17 protein-coding genes are annotated in these 17,088 nt (G+C 54.1%); 13 read left to right on the top strand and 4 right to left on the bottom strand.

The window, feature by feature from the left end:
- Positions 1–59: 59 nt before the first annotated feature.
- Positions 60–1,199, top strand: a complete 1,140-nt coding sequence (locus ACZF99_RS16745; RefSeq protein WP_483606205.1) for a cysteine desulfurase family protein — start codon at positions 60–62, stop codon at positions 1,197–1,199.
- Between the two features lie 18 nt (positions 1,200–1,217).
- Positions 1,218–2,453, top strand: a complete 1,236-nt coding sequence (gene thiI / locus ACZF99_RS16740; protein ID WP_483612797.1) for a tRNA uracil 4-sulfurtransferase ThiI — start codon at positions 1,218–1,220, stop codon at positions 2,451–2,453.
- 57 nt (positions 2,454–2,510) lie between these two features.
- Here thiI and ACZF99_RS16735 read toward each other — a convergent pair whose 3' ends face one another.
- Complete coding sequence (locus ACZF99_RS16735) at positions 2,511–3,215, bottom strand: TerC family protein (RefSeq protein ID WP_483606204.1); 705 nt, start codon at positions 3,213–3,215, stop codon at positions 2,511–2,513.
- 129 nt (positions 3,216–3,344) lie between these two features.
- Between ACZF99_RS16735 and ACZF99_RS16730 the strand changes: the two genes are divergently transcribed.
- From ACZF99_RS16730 to ACZF99_RS16705, 6 genes are all read left to right on the top strand, one after another.
- Positions 3,345–4,004 (top strand): TerC family protein, encoded by a 660-nt coding sequence (locus ACZF99_RS16730; protein WP_483606203.1) that lies wholly within the window; start codon positions 3,345–3,347, stop codon positions 4,002–4,004.
- Between the two features lie 161 nt (positions 4,005–4,165).
- A complete protein-coding gene (locus ACZF99_RS16725) occupies positions 4,166–4,660 on the top strand; it encodes a hypothetical protein (protein ID WP_483606202.1) in 495 nt (164 codons plus the stop codon).
- Positions 4,661–4,864: 204 nt separating this feature from the next.
- Positions 4,865–6,706, top strand: coding sequence for a translational GTPase TypA (typA, locus tag ACZF99_RS16720; RefSeq protein ID WP_483606201.1), 1,842 nt, complete (start codon positions 4,865–4,867; stop codon positions 6,704–6,706).
- Positions 6,707–6,743: 37 nt separating this feature from the next.
- Positions 6,744–7,052: a YlaH-like family protein gene (locus ACZF99_RS16715; protein ID WP_483606200.1), complete on the top strand. Its 309-nt coding sequence runs from the start codon at positions 6,744–6,746 to the stop codon at positions 7,050–7,052.
- A gap of 93 nt (positions 7,053–7,145) precedes the next feature.
- Positions 7,146–8,255 carry an LCP family protein gene (locus tag ACZF99_RS16710; protein WP_483606199.1) on the top strand — a complete coding sequence of 370 codons (1,110 nt, stop codon included), beginning with the start codon at positions 7,146–7,148 and terminating at the stop codon, positions 8,253–8,255.
- Between the two features lie 106 nt (positions 8,256–8,361).
- On the top strand, positions 8,362–8,814 hold the full coding sequence (locus ACZF99_RS16705) for a pyridoxamine 5'-phosphate oxidase family protein (RefSeq protein ID WP_483606198.1): 453 nt from the start codon (positions 8,362–8,364) through the stop codon (positions 8,812–8,814).
- A gap of 39 nt (positions 8,815–8,853) precedes the next feature.
- Here ACZF99_RS16705 and ACZF99_RS16700 read toward each other — a convergent pair whose 3' ends face one another.
- Positions 8,854–9,435 (bottom strand): YhcN/YlaJ family sporulation lipoprotein, encoded by a 582-nt coding sequence (locus ACZF99_RS16700; RefSeq protein ID WP_483606197.1) that lies wholly within the window; start codon positions 9,433–9,435, stop codon positions 8,854–8,856.
- 133 nt (positions 9,436–9,568) lie between these two features.
- Between ACZF99_RS16700 and ACZF99_RS16695 the strand changes: the two genes are divergently transcribed.
- On the top strand, positions 9,569–10,900 hold the full coding sequence (locus ACZF99_RS16695; protein ID WP_483606196.1) for a PhoH family protein: 1,332 nt from the start codon (positions 9,569–9,571) through the stop codon (positions 10,898–10,900).
- Between the two features lie 864 nt (positions 10,901–11,764).
- Entirely contained in the window at positions 11,765–13,027 is a 1,263-nt protein-coding gene (locus ACZF99_RS16690; RefSeq protein ID WP_483606195.1) for a sugar ABC transporter substrate-binding protein, read from the top strand.
- Between the two features lie 9 nt (positions 13,028–13,036).
- Here the strand turns inward: ACZF99_RS16690 and ACZF99_RS16685 are convergent, their stop codons facing one another.
- Together ACZF99_RS16685 and ACZF99_RS16680 are read right to left on the bottom strand one after the other, a co-directional pair.
- Entirely contained in the window at positions 13,037–14,113 is a 1,077-nt protein-coding gene (locus ACZF99_RS16685; protein WP_483606194.1) for a coiled-coil domain-containing protein, read from the bottom strand.
- Between the two features lie 129 nt (positions 14,114–14,242).
- Entirely contained in the window at positions 14,243–14,479 is a 237-nt protein-coding gene (locus tag ACZF99_RS16680) for a DUF2626 family protein (protein WP_059044116.1), read from the bottom strand.
- A gap of 347 nt (positions 14,480–14,826) precedes the next feature.
- Between ACZF99_RS16680 and ACZF99_RS16675 the strand changes: the two genes are divergently transcribed.
- From ACZF99_RS16675 to ACZF99_RS16665, 3 genes are all read left to right on the top strand, one after another.
- Positions 14,827–15,480, top strand: coding sequence for an RsfA family transcriptional regulator (locus tag ACZF99_RS16675; RefSeq protein WP_483606193.1), 654 nt, complete (start codon positions 14,827–14,829; stop codon positions 15,478–15,480).
- A gap of 104 nt (positions 15,481–15,584) precedes the next feature.
- Positions 15,585–16,520, top strand: a complete 936-nt coding sequence (locus tag ACZF99_RS16670; RefSeq protein WP_483606192.1) for a ketopantoate reductase family protein — start codon at positions 15,585–15,587, stop codon at positions 16,518–16,520.
- Between the two features lie 77 nt (positions 16,521–16,597).
- Complete coding sequence (locus ACZF99_RS16665; protein WP_483606191.1) at positions 16,598–16,981, top strand: DUF3397 domain-containing protein; 384 nt, start codon at positions 16,598–16,600, stop codon at positions 16,979–16,981.
- Positions 16,982–17,088 lie beyond the last annotated feature (107 nt).

The following is a 17,088-nucleotide window of genomic DNA, read 5'->3' as shown; positions in this document are numbered from 1 at the left end:
GCGGTTGTTTCGGGTATACGCGTTTTTCGTTTGGTCTTTTTTGAGATGAAGGTGACAAGATGATTTATTTCGACCATGCGGCGACGACGCCGCCTTACGAGGACGTTGCCAGAACGGTAGCGGAAGTCATGGCGCGGCACTATGGGAACCCGTCTTCGCTGCATCGCCTTGGCGAGGAGAGTGCCAAGCTGCTGGATAAGGCCAGGGAAGTCAGCGCCGCGGCGCTGGGGGTCCGGCCGCGGGAAATCGTATATACCGGCGGGGCGACGGAAAGCAACAATATGGCGATCAAAGGCGCCGCCCTTCAGTTTGCCGGACGAGGCAAGCATTTGATCACGACGGCGACGGAGCATCCGTCCGTGCTGGAGAGCGTGAAGCAATTGGCTTTCTGGGGCTGGGAGACAACCCTCCTTCCGGTCGACGGAGACGGTTGCGTGAACGCCGAACAGGTGCGGGCGGCGGTGCGCGCGGACACCGTGCTCGTATCGGTGATGCATGTGAACAATGAAACCGGAACCGTGCAGCCGGTGGAGGAAATCGGCCGGATGCTCAAATCCGCCGCGCCTCGGGTGCTGTTTCATGTCGACGGCGTGCAGGGCTTTGGGAAGCTGCCGTTATCCTTGTCCGACAGCGGCATTGATTTATACAGCCTGTCGGCGCACAAACTAAGGGGGCCGAAAGGTATCGGGCTGCTGTACGTTCGCGAGGGTCTGAAGCTGGCGCCGCTGCTGGCCGGCGGCGGCCAGGAAGGGGGCTACCGTTCCGGAACGGAAAATATTCCTTATATCGTAGCTTTCGCCAAAGCTTTGCGTTTGGCGGCGGAAGGCCGGGAAGCGCGGGCAAACAAGCTGTACCGTTTGCGGGAACGACTCACCCAAGGGCTTGGGGAGTTGCCGGAACTGACGGTGAATTCGCCGGCGCAAGGCGCCCCGCACATCGTGCATTTTTCTTATCCCGGCATGAAAGCGGAAGCGCTGCTGCACATGCTGGAGGAGGAGGGATTTTTCGTATCCACCCGCTCGGCCTGCTCTTCCAAGCGAAGCGAACCAAGCCGCGTCCTGCTGGCTATGGGCAAATCCATGGATATCGCTTCGTCGGGCATTCGGATCAGCCTGGGCGATGAACATGAAGAACGAGACATTGACGCCCTGCTGGCCGCTTTGGAGCAATCCGTCAAGCGGTTGCAGGCTTTACGATAGGAGAGATACCAACCGATGCTGGAATATGATATGCTGCTGCTGCGTTTCGGAGAAATCACCCTCAAAGGGCGGAACCGGTCGCGTTTCGAAAAGGTCGCCCACAATCACGTCAAAGCGCTGTTGCATCCGTATCCCCGCGCCGAGATCATTAAGGAATACGGGCGCATTTATATTGCGTTAAACGGTGAGCCGCTGGAGTCGATCGTCGCCGCGATGAAGAACGTGTTCGGCGTCACGTCGATCTCTCCGATCAAAGTCGCCCCGTCCCGTTTGGAGGACATCACCCGGATTGCGGTGAATTTCGTCAAGGAGCTGGGCGCCGCGCCGGGCACGAGGTTTAAAGTCAGTGCACGCCGGGTGTGGAAGCCGTTTCCCCACTCTACGCAGGAAATGAACAAGCTGGTCAGCGGCCCGATCCTGAACGCCTGCCCCGAGCTGCAGGTGGATGTCCATAATCCCGAATTGGAGCTGCGCGTGGAGATTCGCGAACAGGGCACCTACTTGTTCTGCGAGGTGATTCCCGGAGCGGGGGGATTCCCGCTGGGAACGAACGGCAAGGCCATGCTGCTGTTGTCCGGCGGCATCGACAGCCCTGTCGCCGGCTGGTCGGCGCTGCGGCGCGGATTGGAAATCGAATGCGTGCATTTCCACAGCTATCCGTTTACGAGTAAAAAAGCCGAACAAAAGGTGATCGACCTGGCGGCCGTGTTGGCACAGTATGCCGGTTCGATCAAGCTGCATCTCGTCCCGTTTACCGACATCCAAACCAAATTGGCGCAATCCGGCCAGGATAACCTGATCATCACCCTGATGCGCAGATCGATGCTGCGCATCGCCACCAAGCTGGCCGAACGCAACGGAGCGTTGGCGTTGGTTACGGGGGACAGCCTTGGCCAGGTCGCCAGCCAAACGTTGTCCAGCATGAATGCGATCGGACGGGTAACGGATCTGCCGCTGCTGCGGCCATTGGTCATGACGGACAAGGTGGACATTATCGCGTTGGCGCAGCAGATCGGCACGTATGACTTGTCGATCCTGCCTTACGAAGATTGCTGCACCTTGTTCGTTCCGAAGTCGCCGGCAACCAACCCCAATCTGCAGGTACTGGAGAACGTCGAGCGCTCGCTGGAGGATTTGGACCTAATGATCGGCAAAGCGGTGGAGGATACGGAAACGATCGTCATCCGGCCGGGTCGCAGCATCGTGCGTCGCGAGTCGGCGGAAGATCAAGTCGTGCAGGAAAATTGGTTTTGAACAGACAAAAACCCGCCAAGGCCATCTTTGATGGCTCGAGGCGGGTTTTTGTCCTCCCTAGCGGGTTGCCGGGTGAGTCTGATGACTCTCCGTTTCCTTGCGGTGCTGGCGCTTCTTCATGTAGCCGGCCAACAGCACGCCGGCGACAACGATGGCGATCAGCAGATAACGAAGAACCGGGTTCTCCTCGAAGAATTGCAGGAAATGGCGTTCCTCGGTAATCATATTGGCGGCGGTGTAAGCTAACACCGCAGCGCCAAGGTAGGCGATCCAAGGGAACTTGTCCAACAGTTTAATAAACAGGGTGCTTCCCCATACGACGATGGGGACGCTGATCAGCAGGCCGATGACGACCAGCACCATATGCTGTTTGGACGCTCCTGCGACCGCGATGACGTTGTCGAGTCCCATTGCCGCATCGGCGATGATAATGGTGCGGATCGCCGGCCACAGCTTATCCTTGGCTTCGATGTTATCATGTCCGCCTTCATCCGCCAGCACTTTGTAGGCGATAAAGACCAGCATCAAACCGCCGATCGCCAGCAGCCAGGGAATTTGCAGCAGCCAGACGACGATGAGAGTCGCGAGGATTCGCAGCAGCACGGCGCCGGCCGTCCCGTACAGGATCGCTTTCTTTTGGACCGAGTGGGGCAGTTTTCTTGCCGCCATTCCGATGACGATCGCATTGTCTCCCGCCAAAATCAGGTCGATAAAAATGATGTTGATCAGGGCGAGAAAAAAAGCAGCGCTAAATAAGTCCACCTTATGTCACTTCCTCTACAGACGTATATACGTATTAAATCGCTAAAAGGATTCATTTGTCCAGAGTTGTTTTGCAAAGTGGCATAGCTTGGCTCTATTCCTCATACAAGTTGTAGGGGAGGGATGAGCTTGGAACAATTGCTGCTGCTGTCGGAAATCTTGATTATCAATTTAGTGCTCAGCGGCGATAACGCCGTTGTTATAGCTATGGCCAGCAAGAACCTACCGCTTAAGCAGCGCAAGCGGGCCGTATGGTGGGGGGCGCTGGGAGCCGTGCTGCTGCGATGCGTTTTGACCTGGGTGGCCGTAATCCTGTTGAAGATTCCGTTTATTCATGCGGCGGGGGGCCTGCTGCTGGCCGCCATTGCCTTCAAGTTGCTGCTGCCGCAGGAGGAGCACTCCCGCGTGGCCGGCGCAGGCTCGATGTGGAAGGCGGTGCGGACCATCCTAGCCGCTGACTTCATCATGAGCCTGGATAATGTGCTGGCGATCGCCGCGCTCGCGGAAGGCGATGTATCCATTCTTGTGATCGGCATCGCCATCAGCATTCCGATTGTGGTGTGGGGCAGCAACTTGATCGCCGATTGGCTGCAGCGCATGCCGATCCTGATTTATGCCGGCGCGGGCATCCTCGGATATACGGCAGGGGAAATGCTGCTGCAGGACCCGGAGCTTGGACCGGCGCTGGAGGCGGCCGCTCCCGCACTGGCGCATGCCGTGCCCACGGTGACCGCTGCGGTCGTTATTATGTTCGGCTGGTTGCGAAAATATAACGCCGGGCGAGGTTAACCCGTTTCGACAGTTCCATCCACGCGCTGCGAAAAAAACATGGAGCCTAGGCTTTGGTCGAGTGGTTTTTTGGGCAGATATCATATAAACTGGAAGGGAAGGGGATGTCGTAATTTGCTGCGGCTTGTCCCTCATTGTCTTCTGGAAGGTGTGTGATGGATATGTCCGACAACAATAAGCTGATGACTGGCATCTTGATTCTCGCTGCCGGAGTGATTATCCTGCTCGGAAAATTAGGGGTATTCAGCTTTCTTGGAAAGGCGCTTTGGCCGCTGCTGCTGTTGATTCCGGGGATCGTGCTGCATTTGTGGCATTTTTGGCGCAAAGGCCCTGCGGAACTGCTGCTTCCCGGTGCGATTCTGGTCGTCTACAGCCTCGTCTTTTTCATCGGCGTGATCGGCGGCTGGCATACGCTGAAGTTTACCTGGCCGTTCTTCTTCTTCGGCCTGGCCGTCGGCCTGTTCGAATACGGTTACTTTTCGCCTCAGCGACAGAATGGGATATTCATCGCCGCCCTGATTCTGGGCGCTCTTTCGATCATCTTGCTCGGCTGGACGTTGTTTGCTTCTGCGATCGTGTATTTCCTGGCCGCGCTGCTGATTATTGGGGGCATTTGGCTGATCGTTGCCCGCGGCAATCGCCGGAGCTCCTGGTGATGTCGTGTTAGTTCTTGAAATATTCAAAATTTCACGTATAATATAAGGGATATGTCAAGCGTCGGCATTTTGAGTCGACGCTTTGTTTTGTGGTTCATGAGGCTGCACTTGGTCCTGTCGACTAATTACCGTTCGAAGTGCAAACTTTATATTTATAAAACAGCTCAATAATCTATAGAGACGAAAGGATATGGAGATAAACCTATGCATGAAAGAAATGAAATTCGCAATATTGCGATTATTGCCCACGTCGACCACGGGAAAACGACGCTCGTCGACAAGTTGCTGCAGCAATCCGGGATTTTCCGGGAGAACGAGGCGGTCCAAGAGCGGGCCATGGATTCCAACGATCTGGAGCGGGAACGCGGAATCACCATTCTGGCGAAGAACACCGCGATTACGTACAAGGACTATTTGATCAATATCGTGGATACACCGGGACATGCCGACTTTGGCGGCGAAGTGGAACGGATTATGAAAATGGTTGACGGCGTGCTGCTCGTCGTCGACGCCTACGAAGGCTGCATGCCGCAGACGAAGTTTGTGCTGCGCAAAGCGCTGGAGCATCATCTGACGCCGATCGTCGTCGTGAACAAGATCGACCGTCCGGCCGCACGCCCGGCGGAAGTCATCGACGAGGTGCTCGACTTGTTCATCGAATTGGAAGCAAGCGATGACCAACTGGAATTCCCGGTTGTTTATGCCTCGGCTCTGAACGGAACGTCCAGCCTGGATCCGGAGAAACAGGACGACAACATGTTGGCGCTCTACGAAACGATTATCGATCATATCCCGGCGCCGACTGAGAAGGTAGACGAGCCGTTGCAATTCCTCGTCACGCTGATGGACTACAACGAATACTTAGGCCGGATCGCCATCGGCCGGGTGAACCGCGGCATCATCCGCCAAGGTCAATCCGTAACGGTCATGACGCGGGACGGCGGCAAGAAAACGGCACGCATCGAGAAACTGTTCGGCTTCCAGGGCCTGCGCCGCGTGGAGATCGAAGAAGCCGGAGCCGGCGACATCGTGGCGATCGCCGGGATCAAGGACATTAATATCGGCGAAACGATCGCCGATCCGAACCAGCCGGAGGCTTTGCCGGTATTGAAGATCGACGAGCCGACGTTGCAGATGACGTTCCTCGTCAATAACAGCCCGTTTGCCGGACGGGAAGGGAAGTGGGTCACTTCCCGCAAGCTGCGCGAGCGTCTGTTTAAGGAGCTGGAAACGGACGTTTCCTTGCGCGTGGAAGAGACCGATAGCCCGGACGCCTTCATCGTATCCGGCCGCGGCGAACTTCACCTGGGCATCTTGATTGAAAATATGCGCCGCGAAGGATATGAGCTGCAGGTGTCCAAACCGGAAGTCATCGTGCGGGAAATCGACGGAATCAAAATGGAACCGATCGAACGCCTGCTGATCGACGTACCCGAAGAAAGCATGGGCGCGGTCATGGAAAGCCTTGGTTCCCGCAAAGCGGAAATGGTTAATATGATCAACAGCGGAAACGGTCAGGTCCGCTTGGAATTCCTGATTCCGGCCCGTGGTCTGATTGGCTACACCACGCATTTCCTGACGTTGACTCGCGGCTACGGCGTCATGAACCACGCCTTCGACAGTTACGGTCCTTACGTTGGCGGCCAGGTCGGCGGACGTCACGAGGGTGTGCTGGTTTCCAGCGAAAACGGAGTTTCGACCCTTTACGGCATTTTGTCGATCGAGGATCGCGGCATCTTGTTCGTTGAACCGGGGACGGAAATCTACGAGGGTATGATCGTCGGGGAGCATACCCGGGATAACGACATCGTCGTAAATATCTGTAAAGAAAAACAACTGACCAACGTTCGCTCGGCCACGAAGGACGAGACCGTGAAGATGAAGACGCCGCGGCTGTTTTCGCTGGAACAAGCGCTGGAGTATTTGAACGACGACGAATATTGCGAAGTCACGCCGAAATCGGTCCGCTTGCGCAAGAAGATTTTGAACAAGAGTGAACGCGAACGGGCGGAAAAACATCGCAAAATGTCGGAAGCCCATTTATAATAGATTTATCGTTGCCATTTGAAGGAGGGAGTTCGTTATGCAAGCTTGGTTTGCGGAGCATCCGGTGATATCCTACGTGCTGATCTTCGTGCTGATCGTCTTTGTGTACAATAAAGTATTCCGCGCACAGCAGAAGCTGCCGCTGTTCAAGGAAATCATCCTTTACCTTCTCATGGCGCTCGGTTCGTTCCTGCTGCTCATTTTTCAGATCGACAAGCTGCCGATTATCCAATGTCTGTTGGTAGCCGTGGTTCTGATGCTGATGGTGAGGATCCGTTATTTTGTCGAAGGACGACGGAATAAGGGGAAAAAGGCGGGTCCGCCGACAGGGGATAAATCGGCATAATTTGGCTCCTGCTCCCAATCGGTAACTTTTCCGAAACTCGGTACGTCTTTATGGGTGCGACAACATTTTTATAGAAATAAGGTGTTTGAGTACATGAGTTCTAACCGCAGCGGCTTACCCCCACGGGGGCAAGGCCAAAGAGGCTCGGCAAAAGGTTCGACAAAAGGATCGAGTAAAGGGTCCGGGAAAAAAAGGAAATCCGGTGGTTTTAAACGATTTTTAAAAATCGTCCTGACGCTCTTGATTATCGGGGTGATCGGGGTTGGCCTTTATGCAGGTTATTTGTTTTATACCGCAGATCAGGTGATCGATGCGACGGGGACCTCGGACAATGTGGCTCCGGAGCAATCCGCCAAGGTGAAGCCGATTACGATGCTGCTGCTCGGCACCGATTATCGTCCGGAGACCGGCACCCATCTCAGCGATGTGATGATGGTGATCGCGATGAATCCGGATACCAAGACCGCGACCGTCGTCTCCCTGCCGAGGGATACGAAGCTGGAACTGGACGGGTACAAGACGAATAAGATCAACGCTTTCTATCCGAATTTTCTGGCGGCCGAGAAGAAAACGGGGATTCCCGCCACGCAGGAAATGAAAACGATGATGGGCAAGTTTTTCGATATTCATATCGATTATGTCACGGTATTGAATTTCCAGGGGTTCCGCGATGTAGTGGACGCGCTTGGCGGCGTAGACGTGAATGTGGACGCAGATATGTGTTACCGCGATACGGCGGACGGCACCAATATCAATTTGAAGCAAGGCGCCCAGCATCTGAACGGAGAAGACGCGCTGGGATTCGTTCGATACCGCAAATCGAACTGCAAACCCCGAACGAAGGGTTCGGACGATTTCGACCGCAACCGTCGGCAGAATGAAGTGCTGCATGCTCTCATCGACCAAGCGAAATCGCTCAATGGCGTAATGGGCGCCGGTAAAGTGATCGAATCCGTTGGGAAGAACATGGAAACGGATTTGGAATCGAAACAGATGAAAAATCTGATTCAAGCCTATTGGAACATTTCCAAGGAAAACGTGGATTTCATGCCGGTGACCGGCGATTGGAAGAGCCCGTACGTCTACTTGCACGAGGATGAACTGGAGGCCGCCAAGCAGGCCTTAAAGGATCAAATCGCCGGCAAAACGCCGGAATCGCAACCGGAGAACGGCGGGGCCGCAGGCAGCGAGCCGGCCAACTGACGATTGAATGCAAGTTTTGCCGCATGCTATAATACAATTAACATACAGGATCGCGGAAGCGTCTTGAGTTGAATCCATGCAATGCCGTACAGGAGGGCTGGTCGTAATGTCCGAGATCGTTACCCAATTGTCCGATTCGCTTTATTCGATTTTCCAGTCCGAAACGTTTGTGTTGCTGAACACGGTAGATCAGGAATCCGGAGGACCGACGTCCAGCGCGATTTCTTGGGTGTACGCCGTGGATTATTCGAAGCTGCGTCTGGCCTTGGACCATCGCTCCAGGCTGGTCGGCAATATGAAGGCCAATCCGCGGGTTACCGTGACGGTATTTGGCCAAGATACGATTTACGCCATTAATGGCCGCGCCGTTGTTGTGCAGGATCCGCTGGACGGGGTGCCGTTTAATATGTGCTGCTTCGACATTCATATCGATGCGGTGCGGAATGCGTTGTTTTATGGCGCGCAGCTGATGTCTCCGCCGGAATATGCTAAAATTTATGACCAGCGTGCTGCGGACATGCTGGATCGTCAAGTGTTTGAAGCCATGAAGAAAGCCTAGCGAGGTGATCGCTAGGCTTTCTTTCCGTCTTGGGACAAACTACCGCAAATTTTGACGCGATGTGCCGCCGCCGGGGGCGATCTGCATTTGTTCCCGATCTAGGCCTTCGGGCGGTCGGGTATCGTTCGGCAGTTGAGGCACGATTCGTCCGATAATATCGGCCAGTTCGGTGGCGAAACCGGATACCGGCCGGCCATCCCGGATTTTTTCGCCGATCTCGGCAATCCGCTGGTTCAAGTCCATATCGGCGGTGACGATAGCGCCGGCGCCATGCGGATCTTTTCGAAGCGCTTCGGCGACCGTATATTTGATGCTCCCAACTCGTGCGCGCTCCAGGCGACTGTCCACATCAATGCCGACGATGGCCGTTCTGCCCATGATGACGCAGTGCGCACCTTTGACGCCGGGGACCTTATTCACAAGTTGCTCCAAATATACTTGTCTGTCACGGTCCGACATTGCCCTGTTGCCGTTATTTTCCGGTGTGGCGTAAGGATCCACACCTTGCGCTCGGGGCGCATTCTCCGTTTGATTTCGTGGAGAGGGTGATGCCTTTTCAGAACCAGTTCCGCAGCTTGTCAGCAGGGAAACTGTCACTAACAAACACAGCCATATTCGCATGTTCGATCCGTCCTTTCGGAATTGATCTCTTTCGTACGGAGTTCAAATATCGATTTCGATTTTAGATTTCCCGGGGCGGAAAAAAATATGTATGAATCGCAAATGGATGCACTGACCGGTGGAGGGGATAATGGTGAAGAAAATCTTTGTATTGGATACCAATGTATTATTGCATGATCCGGGTGCCGTTTTTGCCTTTGATGAGCATGATGTGGTTATTCCGGCCGTCGTGCTGGAGGAAATCGACACCAAAAAGCGCAATGCCGACGAAATCGGCCGTAATGCGCGGGGCGTATCGCGCCTGCTGGACGGATTGCGGGAAACGGGGCATTTGCACGACGGCGTGCCGCTGGAGGGCGGCGGGCGAATCAAGGTAGAATTGAATCACCGCAGCTTCGTCAAGGTCCAGGAAATGTTCGGGGAGGTTACCAACGACAACCGGATTCTTGCGGTGGCCCTAAACTATCATTTGGAGCAGTCGGAGCTGCCTTCGCCGCGCCCGGTTATCCTCGTCAGCAAGGATGTGCTCGTCCGGATCAAAGCCGATGTTCTGGGGCTTCACGCCGAGGATTATCTGTCGGACCGAACCGTTGGCCCCAGCGACCTATACGGAGGTTACTCGACTCTCAAGGTTCACCCGTCGGTGATCGACGAATTTTATACGTACCGCTTTTTGCCGATCAAACCGCTTGGGCTGAATTACCCCCTTTACCCTCATGAGTTCGTGATTCTAAAAGATGAAATGGGCACCGGCAAATCCGCTCTGCTGAAGGTCAATGATGACGCCACCCGCATGGAGCCGCTGTATCTCAGCAACGAGCCGGTCTGGGGCATCAGCGCCCGGAACGCCCAGCAACGCATGGCTTTGGAACTGCTGCTCAACGATGAGATTCCGCTGGTCACGATCACCGGCAAGGCCGGCACCGGGAAGACGCTGTTAGCGCTGGCCGCCGGTCTGCTCAAGGTTGAGGATGAGCATAAGTACAAGAAGCTGCTAATTGCCCGGCCCGTCGTCCCGATGGGGAAAGATATCGGTTATCTGCCCGGGGAAAAAGAAGAAAAGCTGCGTCCCTGGATGCAGCCGATCTACGATAATTTGGAGTTCCTGTTCGACACGAAGAAATCCGGCGACATCGAGAAAATCCTGATGGGACTCGGCAGCATTCAGGTCGAGGCGCTCACGTACATTCGCGGACGCTCGATCCCGGGGCAGTTCATCATCATCGACGAGGCGCAGAACTTATCGCGCCACGAAGTTAAGACGATCGTATCGCGTGTTGGTGAAGGCAGCAAGATCGTGCTGGTCGGTGATCCGGAGCAGATTGACCATCCTTATCTCGACGCTTCCAGCAACGGTTTGACCAGCTTGGTCGAACGCTTCCGCGACCAGGGCCTCAGCGGGCATATCACGCTGGAGAAAGGGGAGCGGTCGAAGCTGGCACAGCTCGCGGCGGATTTGTTGTAAAGGGGGGGCGCGCGGGAGTCGGCGTTCATCCGCGTTGAGAAACCAGTGGCAGCCGAATCAACGGAACCAAGTAACGACCTCGGCCCGCTCTTGTCCGCCGGTTGTCCATGATGAAGTCGAAGGAAGACAATCGGCTCCCAAATGCGGACGTAAACTTCCTCCGGTTCGTTACTTGATTTCCTGTAGCAGGGAAGACATTAGCCGAGTGCTCGCCACTCGTTCCTCGCGAGAATAAATAAATAGGTAAGCCCGGCGAATCGGTATAACATGATTCGCCGGGCTTTTTTTGGTAGGTTGCGCAATCGCTAACGGAACTCAGAGACGCTATTCGGCTGCAAATGAAGGATTCTGAGCTCTAACGGAACCCAATGACCTTATTTGGACACTTTCGGCGTCTATAGTTACATTTTCGGCCAATTAACGGCTCGTAGTTCCGTTAGAATGGGAAATGCCCGGGAAATGAGCAAATAGCGGCTCTCCGTTCCGTTACAGAAGAGACTTCGTGCGGGAGCCTCCTTCGGCACACTTGAGCTAGTTTTTCCGCCCGACGAATCATCAATACCCTGTTCGTCGGGCTTTACTACTTCCCTCCGGCGGGAAGAGCCGGAGGGCAATTCCAAATAAGAGCGCGAAAAGGCCAGAGGGGGAAATGATTCTGAAGAAACGATAGTGGCCGCCTTTGCGAGCGCAAGAACATTTCACCCGTCGGCCCCACGAGAGATCTTGAATTGTTCTCCTCTGACCTCCCGCCATCCCCCCATATACAATTTTTTACGGGACAATTCATTCGGCGATTTGCTACAATACGGAGTATCGGAATGTTTATTGACTTGCGCTCCTAAATTGTGGAGAGGAAGAACAGGCGTGAAGCGAAAAAATCATTGGGTGCTGTTTGCGATCCTGCTGCTCGCTTTAATCAATCTGTCCCCTAGTGAAGAAACGACGCGGGTCCGCCCGGAAAACCGCGGGGAGACCCAGCCGGTTACGCTACCCGAAGCGCAGACCCTTCAGGAGACTGGGCATATTCAAGTAGCAGTGCAGGTGGACGAGTCCGATTTCCGCCGCTTGGAGGACATGAGCCGTCAGTTTACGGCGAGCCATCCGGTGGAGGTTGATCTGGTAAATGTGCCGGCGGAAGAGACTTATGCTTCTTTTCAGCGCCAGCTCATGAAGTTAGGAGAATCGCCGGACGTCCTGCTATTGGACAATGTCTGGGTTCGCCGCTTTGCCGCGGACGGTTACCTGTTGCCAACAGAGGGCTATTATTCGGGATCTTTGTCCGGAGAAGTGTTAAGCGCTTCCTTGATTCCGAACGAATGGAACGGTTATGTCTGGGGGGTACCGCTGGATGTGGATCCTTATGTACTGGTCTATGATACGGACAAGTTGAAGCAACTGGGCCTGGAGCGCCCGCCGATATCGGTGGAGGATTGGAGTGCCCTGCTATCCGCCTTCAAAAAACAACATTCCCAGCTTTACCTGCTGGGTTTGGATTATCGCGATCCTTATGCGGCGGCCACGTTGTTATGGCAACTCGGGGGTGGGTGGAAGCCGGACGGGGCGACGGCCTTTTTTGCCCTGAAGGGTAACATGCCGCTCTCCTTGCAGCAGTTGGAACTCATCCGCCCTTGGCTCTTGGATACCGGGGCGGCAGGAGCGGATCCTTCGCGCAAACGGCAAAGCGGCGAACTGCCGATAAGGATCACCCGGGCATCCGAGGCGCAGAAGCTTGCGCATCCCCGAACCAAAGTGTGGATGCCGGATTTGCAGGCGAATATGGCGTCTGCCTGGATACAGGGCCGCAGCTATGCGGTCTCTTCGCAAACGGACAATGCCGAAGCCGCCGGGTTGTGGATTTCGGAGATGACCTCCGCGATAAATCAAATGCGTTGGCGGGAAGCGACCGGCCATCTTCCCGTATTAAAAACCATTTATTACGAAGCAACCCAAAACGAGCTGCCGGCATGGGTTCCCGCCACGCTGGCCGCTGGCTCCGGAGCGGCGCTGCCGGCGAGTCCGGCGTTGCCCGCACAGCTTGAAGCGTTTGCGCCGCTCACCTACGATTATTTGAGCGGGGCGCTAAACGCCAAGCAATATCGCGGGCGGCTAGCCGAGCTCGGCCAGTAACGACGATGATTACAAAGCCAATTTCAACTTTACCGTCAACGTTCCCTCGGAGATGGCCACATCGGTGGCCTCCACGAAGGGAACGATTTTTTTGGGATAAAATCCGAGATCGAAATCGCGCTCCAGTTCGGCCCGCGTTGTATCCGGCAACGCCAATCCGTTAAACAGCAGACGGTCTACGTGAAAGACGATCGAATTTTCCGGTTCCTGCTCTACCGTATAATGTCCCTCGACCTCCAGTTCCAGCCCTTCCCGTCGGCCCTTTGCGACGATCTTGTCCTTTTCGAAGCGAAACCCCATGTCTTTCAACAGCGCGCTTTTGCGGTGCAGAAACGCATTCAGCTGTTCTTCGCGGATCTCCAGGCGATAACCGCCTTTTTCGGCGACCAGACTGTTTTCATTTTGCTGCAAAAAATCGGGGAACTCCGACATCGCGGTACTAAGTGCCTGAAAATACTTGCGAAGCTCATAAAGTCCGACATTGTGCCAATAAACGGACAGCTCTTCAATCAGTGCTTTGAGCTTTTCGGGATCGGAGCTGAGCCCAAGCGATTCGTCGATCCTTTGTTGAAGGGCGGCGACGCGGCTGCGTTGGAGCTGAAGGTTTTCCTTCATGCGGGCCAGTTCGGACGAGGCGTCGTCCAACTTCCGCTTGGTGCTCACAAGCTCGGCATATTCCGTCTTGTAACGATTTAATACCGTACGGTCACGATCCAAGATGAGCTGGTAATAGTCCAATACGGTAAAAAAATCCTTGAGGCTGTTCACGCTAAGCAAGGCGTACAGCAAACTTTCCCGTTCTCCCATATAATAAGCGCGCAGCCTTAAGCCGGCTTGCTCCCGGCTAACGCGGATTTGCTCGTTTTTATCGGAAAGTTGTCCCTGCAGCTCGCGAAGGGCCGCTTGCGTGTCATGCTGGCGGGTTTCGATCCGTTCGATTTCCCGGTCAATTTCCTGAATCGACAAGCTTTGTTCCAGGATCCGCTGTTCTTCGGCGGTAAACGGATCGGCGGCGGCCGGCATGCCCGCAAGAGGGAGGACGGCAAGCGGAAGCAACAGACAAAGCGATTTGATGCGTTTTCTCAACAACGATCCTCTCCCGTCAGTAGTTGTACTATATATATGATAACAGGTTCGGAAATAGCAGAGCTCACGAAAAAAGGCGTTCCGGCCCGCTGCCGAAACGCCTTTTGGAACGCTTATGAACTTTTGGGATTAGAGGGGCAAACCCATTTTGAAGATCGTCCAGTAGCTGAAGCCGGTAAATGCGACGATCATGTATCCCCAAAACAGCAGGATATAGGTTCTCTCGGTAAACTTCAGGTAGCCGAAAAGAACGAAAAAAGCGGTTTGCAGGAAGAACAGCAAAGCCATTTCCGTCAGATCGCCCGCAAAGGCCATAAGCCCAATAGCCAAAGTGAAGAAGCCAAGGACGCGGAACATGCGTGCCACGAGGTAATCCCCCTTTCTTATGTATCGACGAACCTTCCATTTCTTTTCTCATTATACCCGTTAGGCGGAAAAGTGTAAACGAAAAGTCATGATTCAGCCGGATATTGTCCGCGAAGTTGTGATGTATATAACAGTATTATCGCTTGTTGTGTGCCTATGTTATTCGTTTCTGCGGACGGCATGTATGGAGTCCCCTGATTTTGGAAATACATTTTAGTATCAAATAGATTCTATGAACTCTATGAGAGGCATAGAAATGGAGTAAGAAGCATTTTACCCATACGCCTGCCGGAGACCGCCGGTTGGAAGACGGTTAGACTAGGATGTCGTTAGGAGGTTTTTATAGCATGACAGCTGTGAGACAAGATGCATGGAGCGCAGAAGATGATTTGATTCTGGCCGAGGTGACTCTTCGGCACATACGGGAGGGCAGTACCCAGTTAAACGCCTTCGAAGAGGTCGGGGAACGGATCGGCAGAACGGCGGCGGCCTGCGGGTTCCGATGGAACAGCTGCGTCCGGAAAAAATACGAAGCGGCCATCAGCATCGCCAAAGCACAAAGGCAGAAACGGAATTATATGAAAAAGCAAACCCCGCTATCCGCGGGTTCCGGCATGGCTTCGCTCGCCTCCGTCGAAATGGACGACGGCGGTTACCGCAGCGATGGCGTAACGGAAGAAACGATATCCATCGACGCGGTAATCCGTTTTTTGCGCGGATGGAAAAATACGGTTCAGGAGACGAATCGCCAAATGAAGGCGTTGGAGAAGGAACTGCGCGAGAAAGAAGAAGAGCTTGCCGGCCTTCGTGAAGAAAACGAGCGGTTATCGGCACAGGTTAATGAGGTGCAGACCGATTACCGGGTCGTCAACGACGATTATAAGGCGTTAATTCAGATTATGGACCGGGCACGGCGTTTGGCCTTCTTAAACGAAGAGGACGAGGAAAGCAAATCCCGCTTTAAAATGGATGCGAATGGAAATTTGGAACGAATCGAGTAAGAGGGGTAAATCGCAAAAATCCCGCCTTTGTGGCGGGGTTTTTGTGTTTTGGAGGGAGAGTTTGGTATAAAGGGAATAGATGAAGGAAAGGGCGTGAAACTTCAATGCGATTTGACATTATCGGTGCCGGGGCGCTGGGGCTGCTGTTCGGCGGCAAGTTGGCGGTGTCCGGCGCGTCCGTGCGCTTTTGGACAAGGACTCCCGAACAAGCCGCATGGCTGAAGCAAGAGGGAATCCGGCTCACCGAACCGGACGGGACATCGATTGTCGTTGAAGGCGATGGATTCGAGGCTTATGTTATGGAGGAAAGGGGTGCGAACGGCGGGATTGGGCGAGCCGATTGGCTGCTGATGACCACAAAGCAACGGCATCTTGATGCCAAACTGATGTCATCCGTCCGCCGGCTTGTAGGCCTTGAGACGAAGGTCGTTTGCTTTCAGAACGGGGTAGGGCATCTGGAGTTCATCGCCCGCATGCTGCCTGGCATACCCGTCTATGCGGCAATCACCACCGAAGGCGCGAAACGGACGAATGAATCCAGCGTCAGCCGGTCCGGCTACGGGGTTACGCAAATCGGAATGAGCGGAGGTATGTCCGCTAACGATCGATATGGAGAAAGTTTGGTGAAAATGCTTGAGATAGCAGGATTTACCGCGCTTTTGTCGAAAGACATCGAGAGGGAAATCTACAGAAAGCTGCTGATCAATGCCGCCATCAATCCGTTGACGGCGATCTGGCGGGTAGCTAACGGACAACTGCTGGAGAAGGAGGAGCGGCTCCATATGCTTCGGCAGCTATGCGATGAAGGCATAGCGATCTATGACGCCTATGGCATTCCCTGTGACAAGGACATGTTTGATCAAATCGTCGCGGTATGTCGGGCAACGTCGACCAATATCTCTTCCATGCTGAAGGACGTGCAGCAGGGGGCTTCAACGGAAATCGATTATATCAACGGGAAATTGGTCGAAATGGCGCGCGCCAAGGGGATGGCTGTCCCCGGGCATGAGACGGTTTGGCGGTTGGTCCGCGCTTTGTAACCTGACATGAATATAAAAATATCGTTACTTACTCGGCAAGTCATCTTTCTATTTACATTTGATGCGGAGGTGAGGCTTTGGAAGCGTTGGTCTCTTCCTTTATCGTGTTGGCCATGGTACCGATCATTCCTTTCGGGCTAGCTTATTTCATTCATTATTACGTAAAGCGGGATAAAAAAACGGCACTGAAGCTGGCGATGGACGTGACGACGCTGTTTCTGATTTTATCGGTTTCCGCGTTGTTCAATAACGTATTCCATTCGACCTTTGGCTTCTACCTGATCCTTCTGATCCTGCTGGTTGTGGGAGGGTTGATTGGCGGCGCTCAAACGCGCCTGAAGGGGAAGGTCGACGGTCGCAAACTCGTGCGCGTAGTTTGGCGCCTCGCGTTTGCGGGGACCGGACTGGCTTATATCCTGTTATTTCTGATCAGCTTCATTACATATATCACAGCGGCATAACCCCAACCGGGATTCTGGCGAATACCGAATAAATGGATGACATCTTTGGTTAATTGTTAAGGAAAACAAATGTCAATATTGTATATTGGACTATTTTGTTAAAGAAT

Source organism: Paenibacillus sp. JL3B1040 (assembly GCF_057063165.1).
This window is presented reverse-complemented; position numbering and strand designations above follow the sequence as displayed.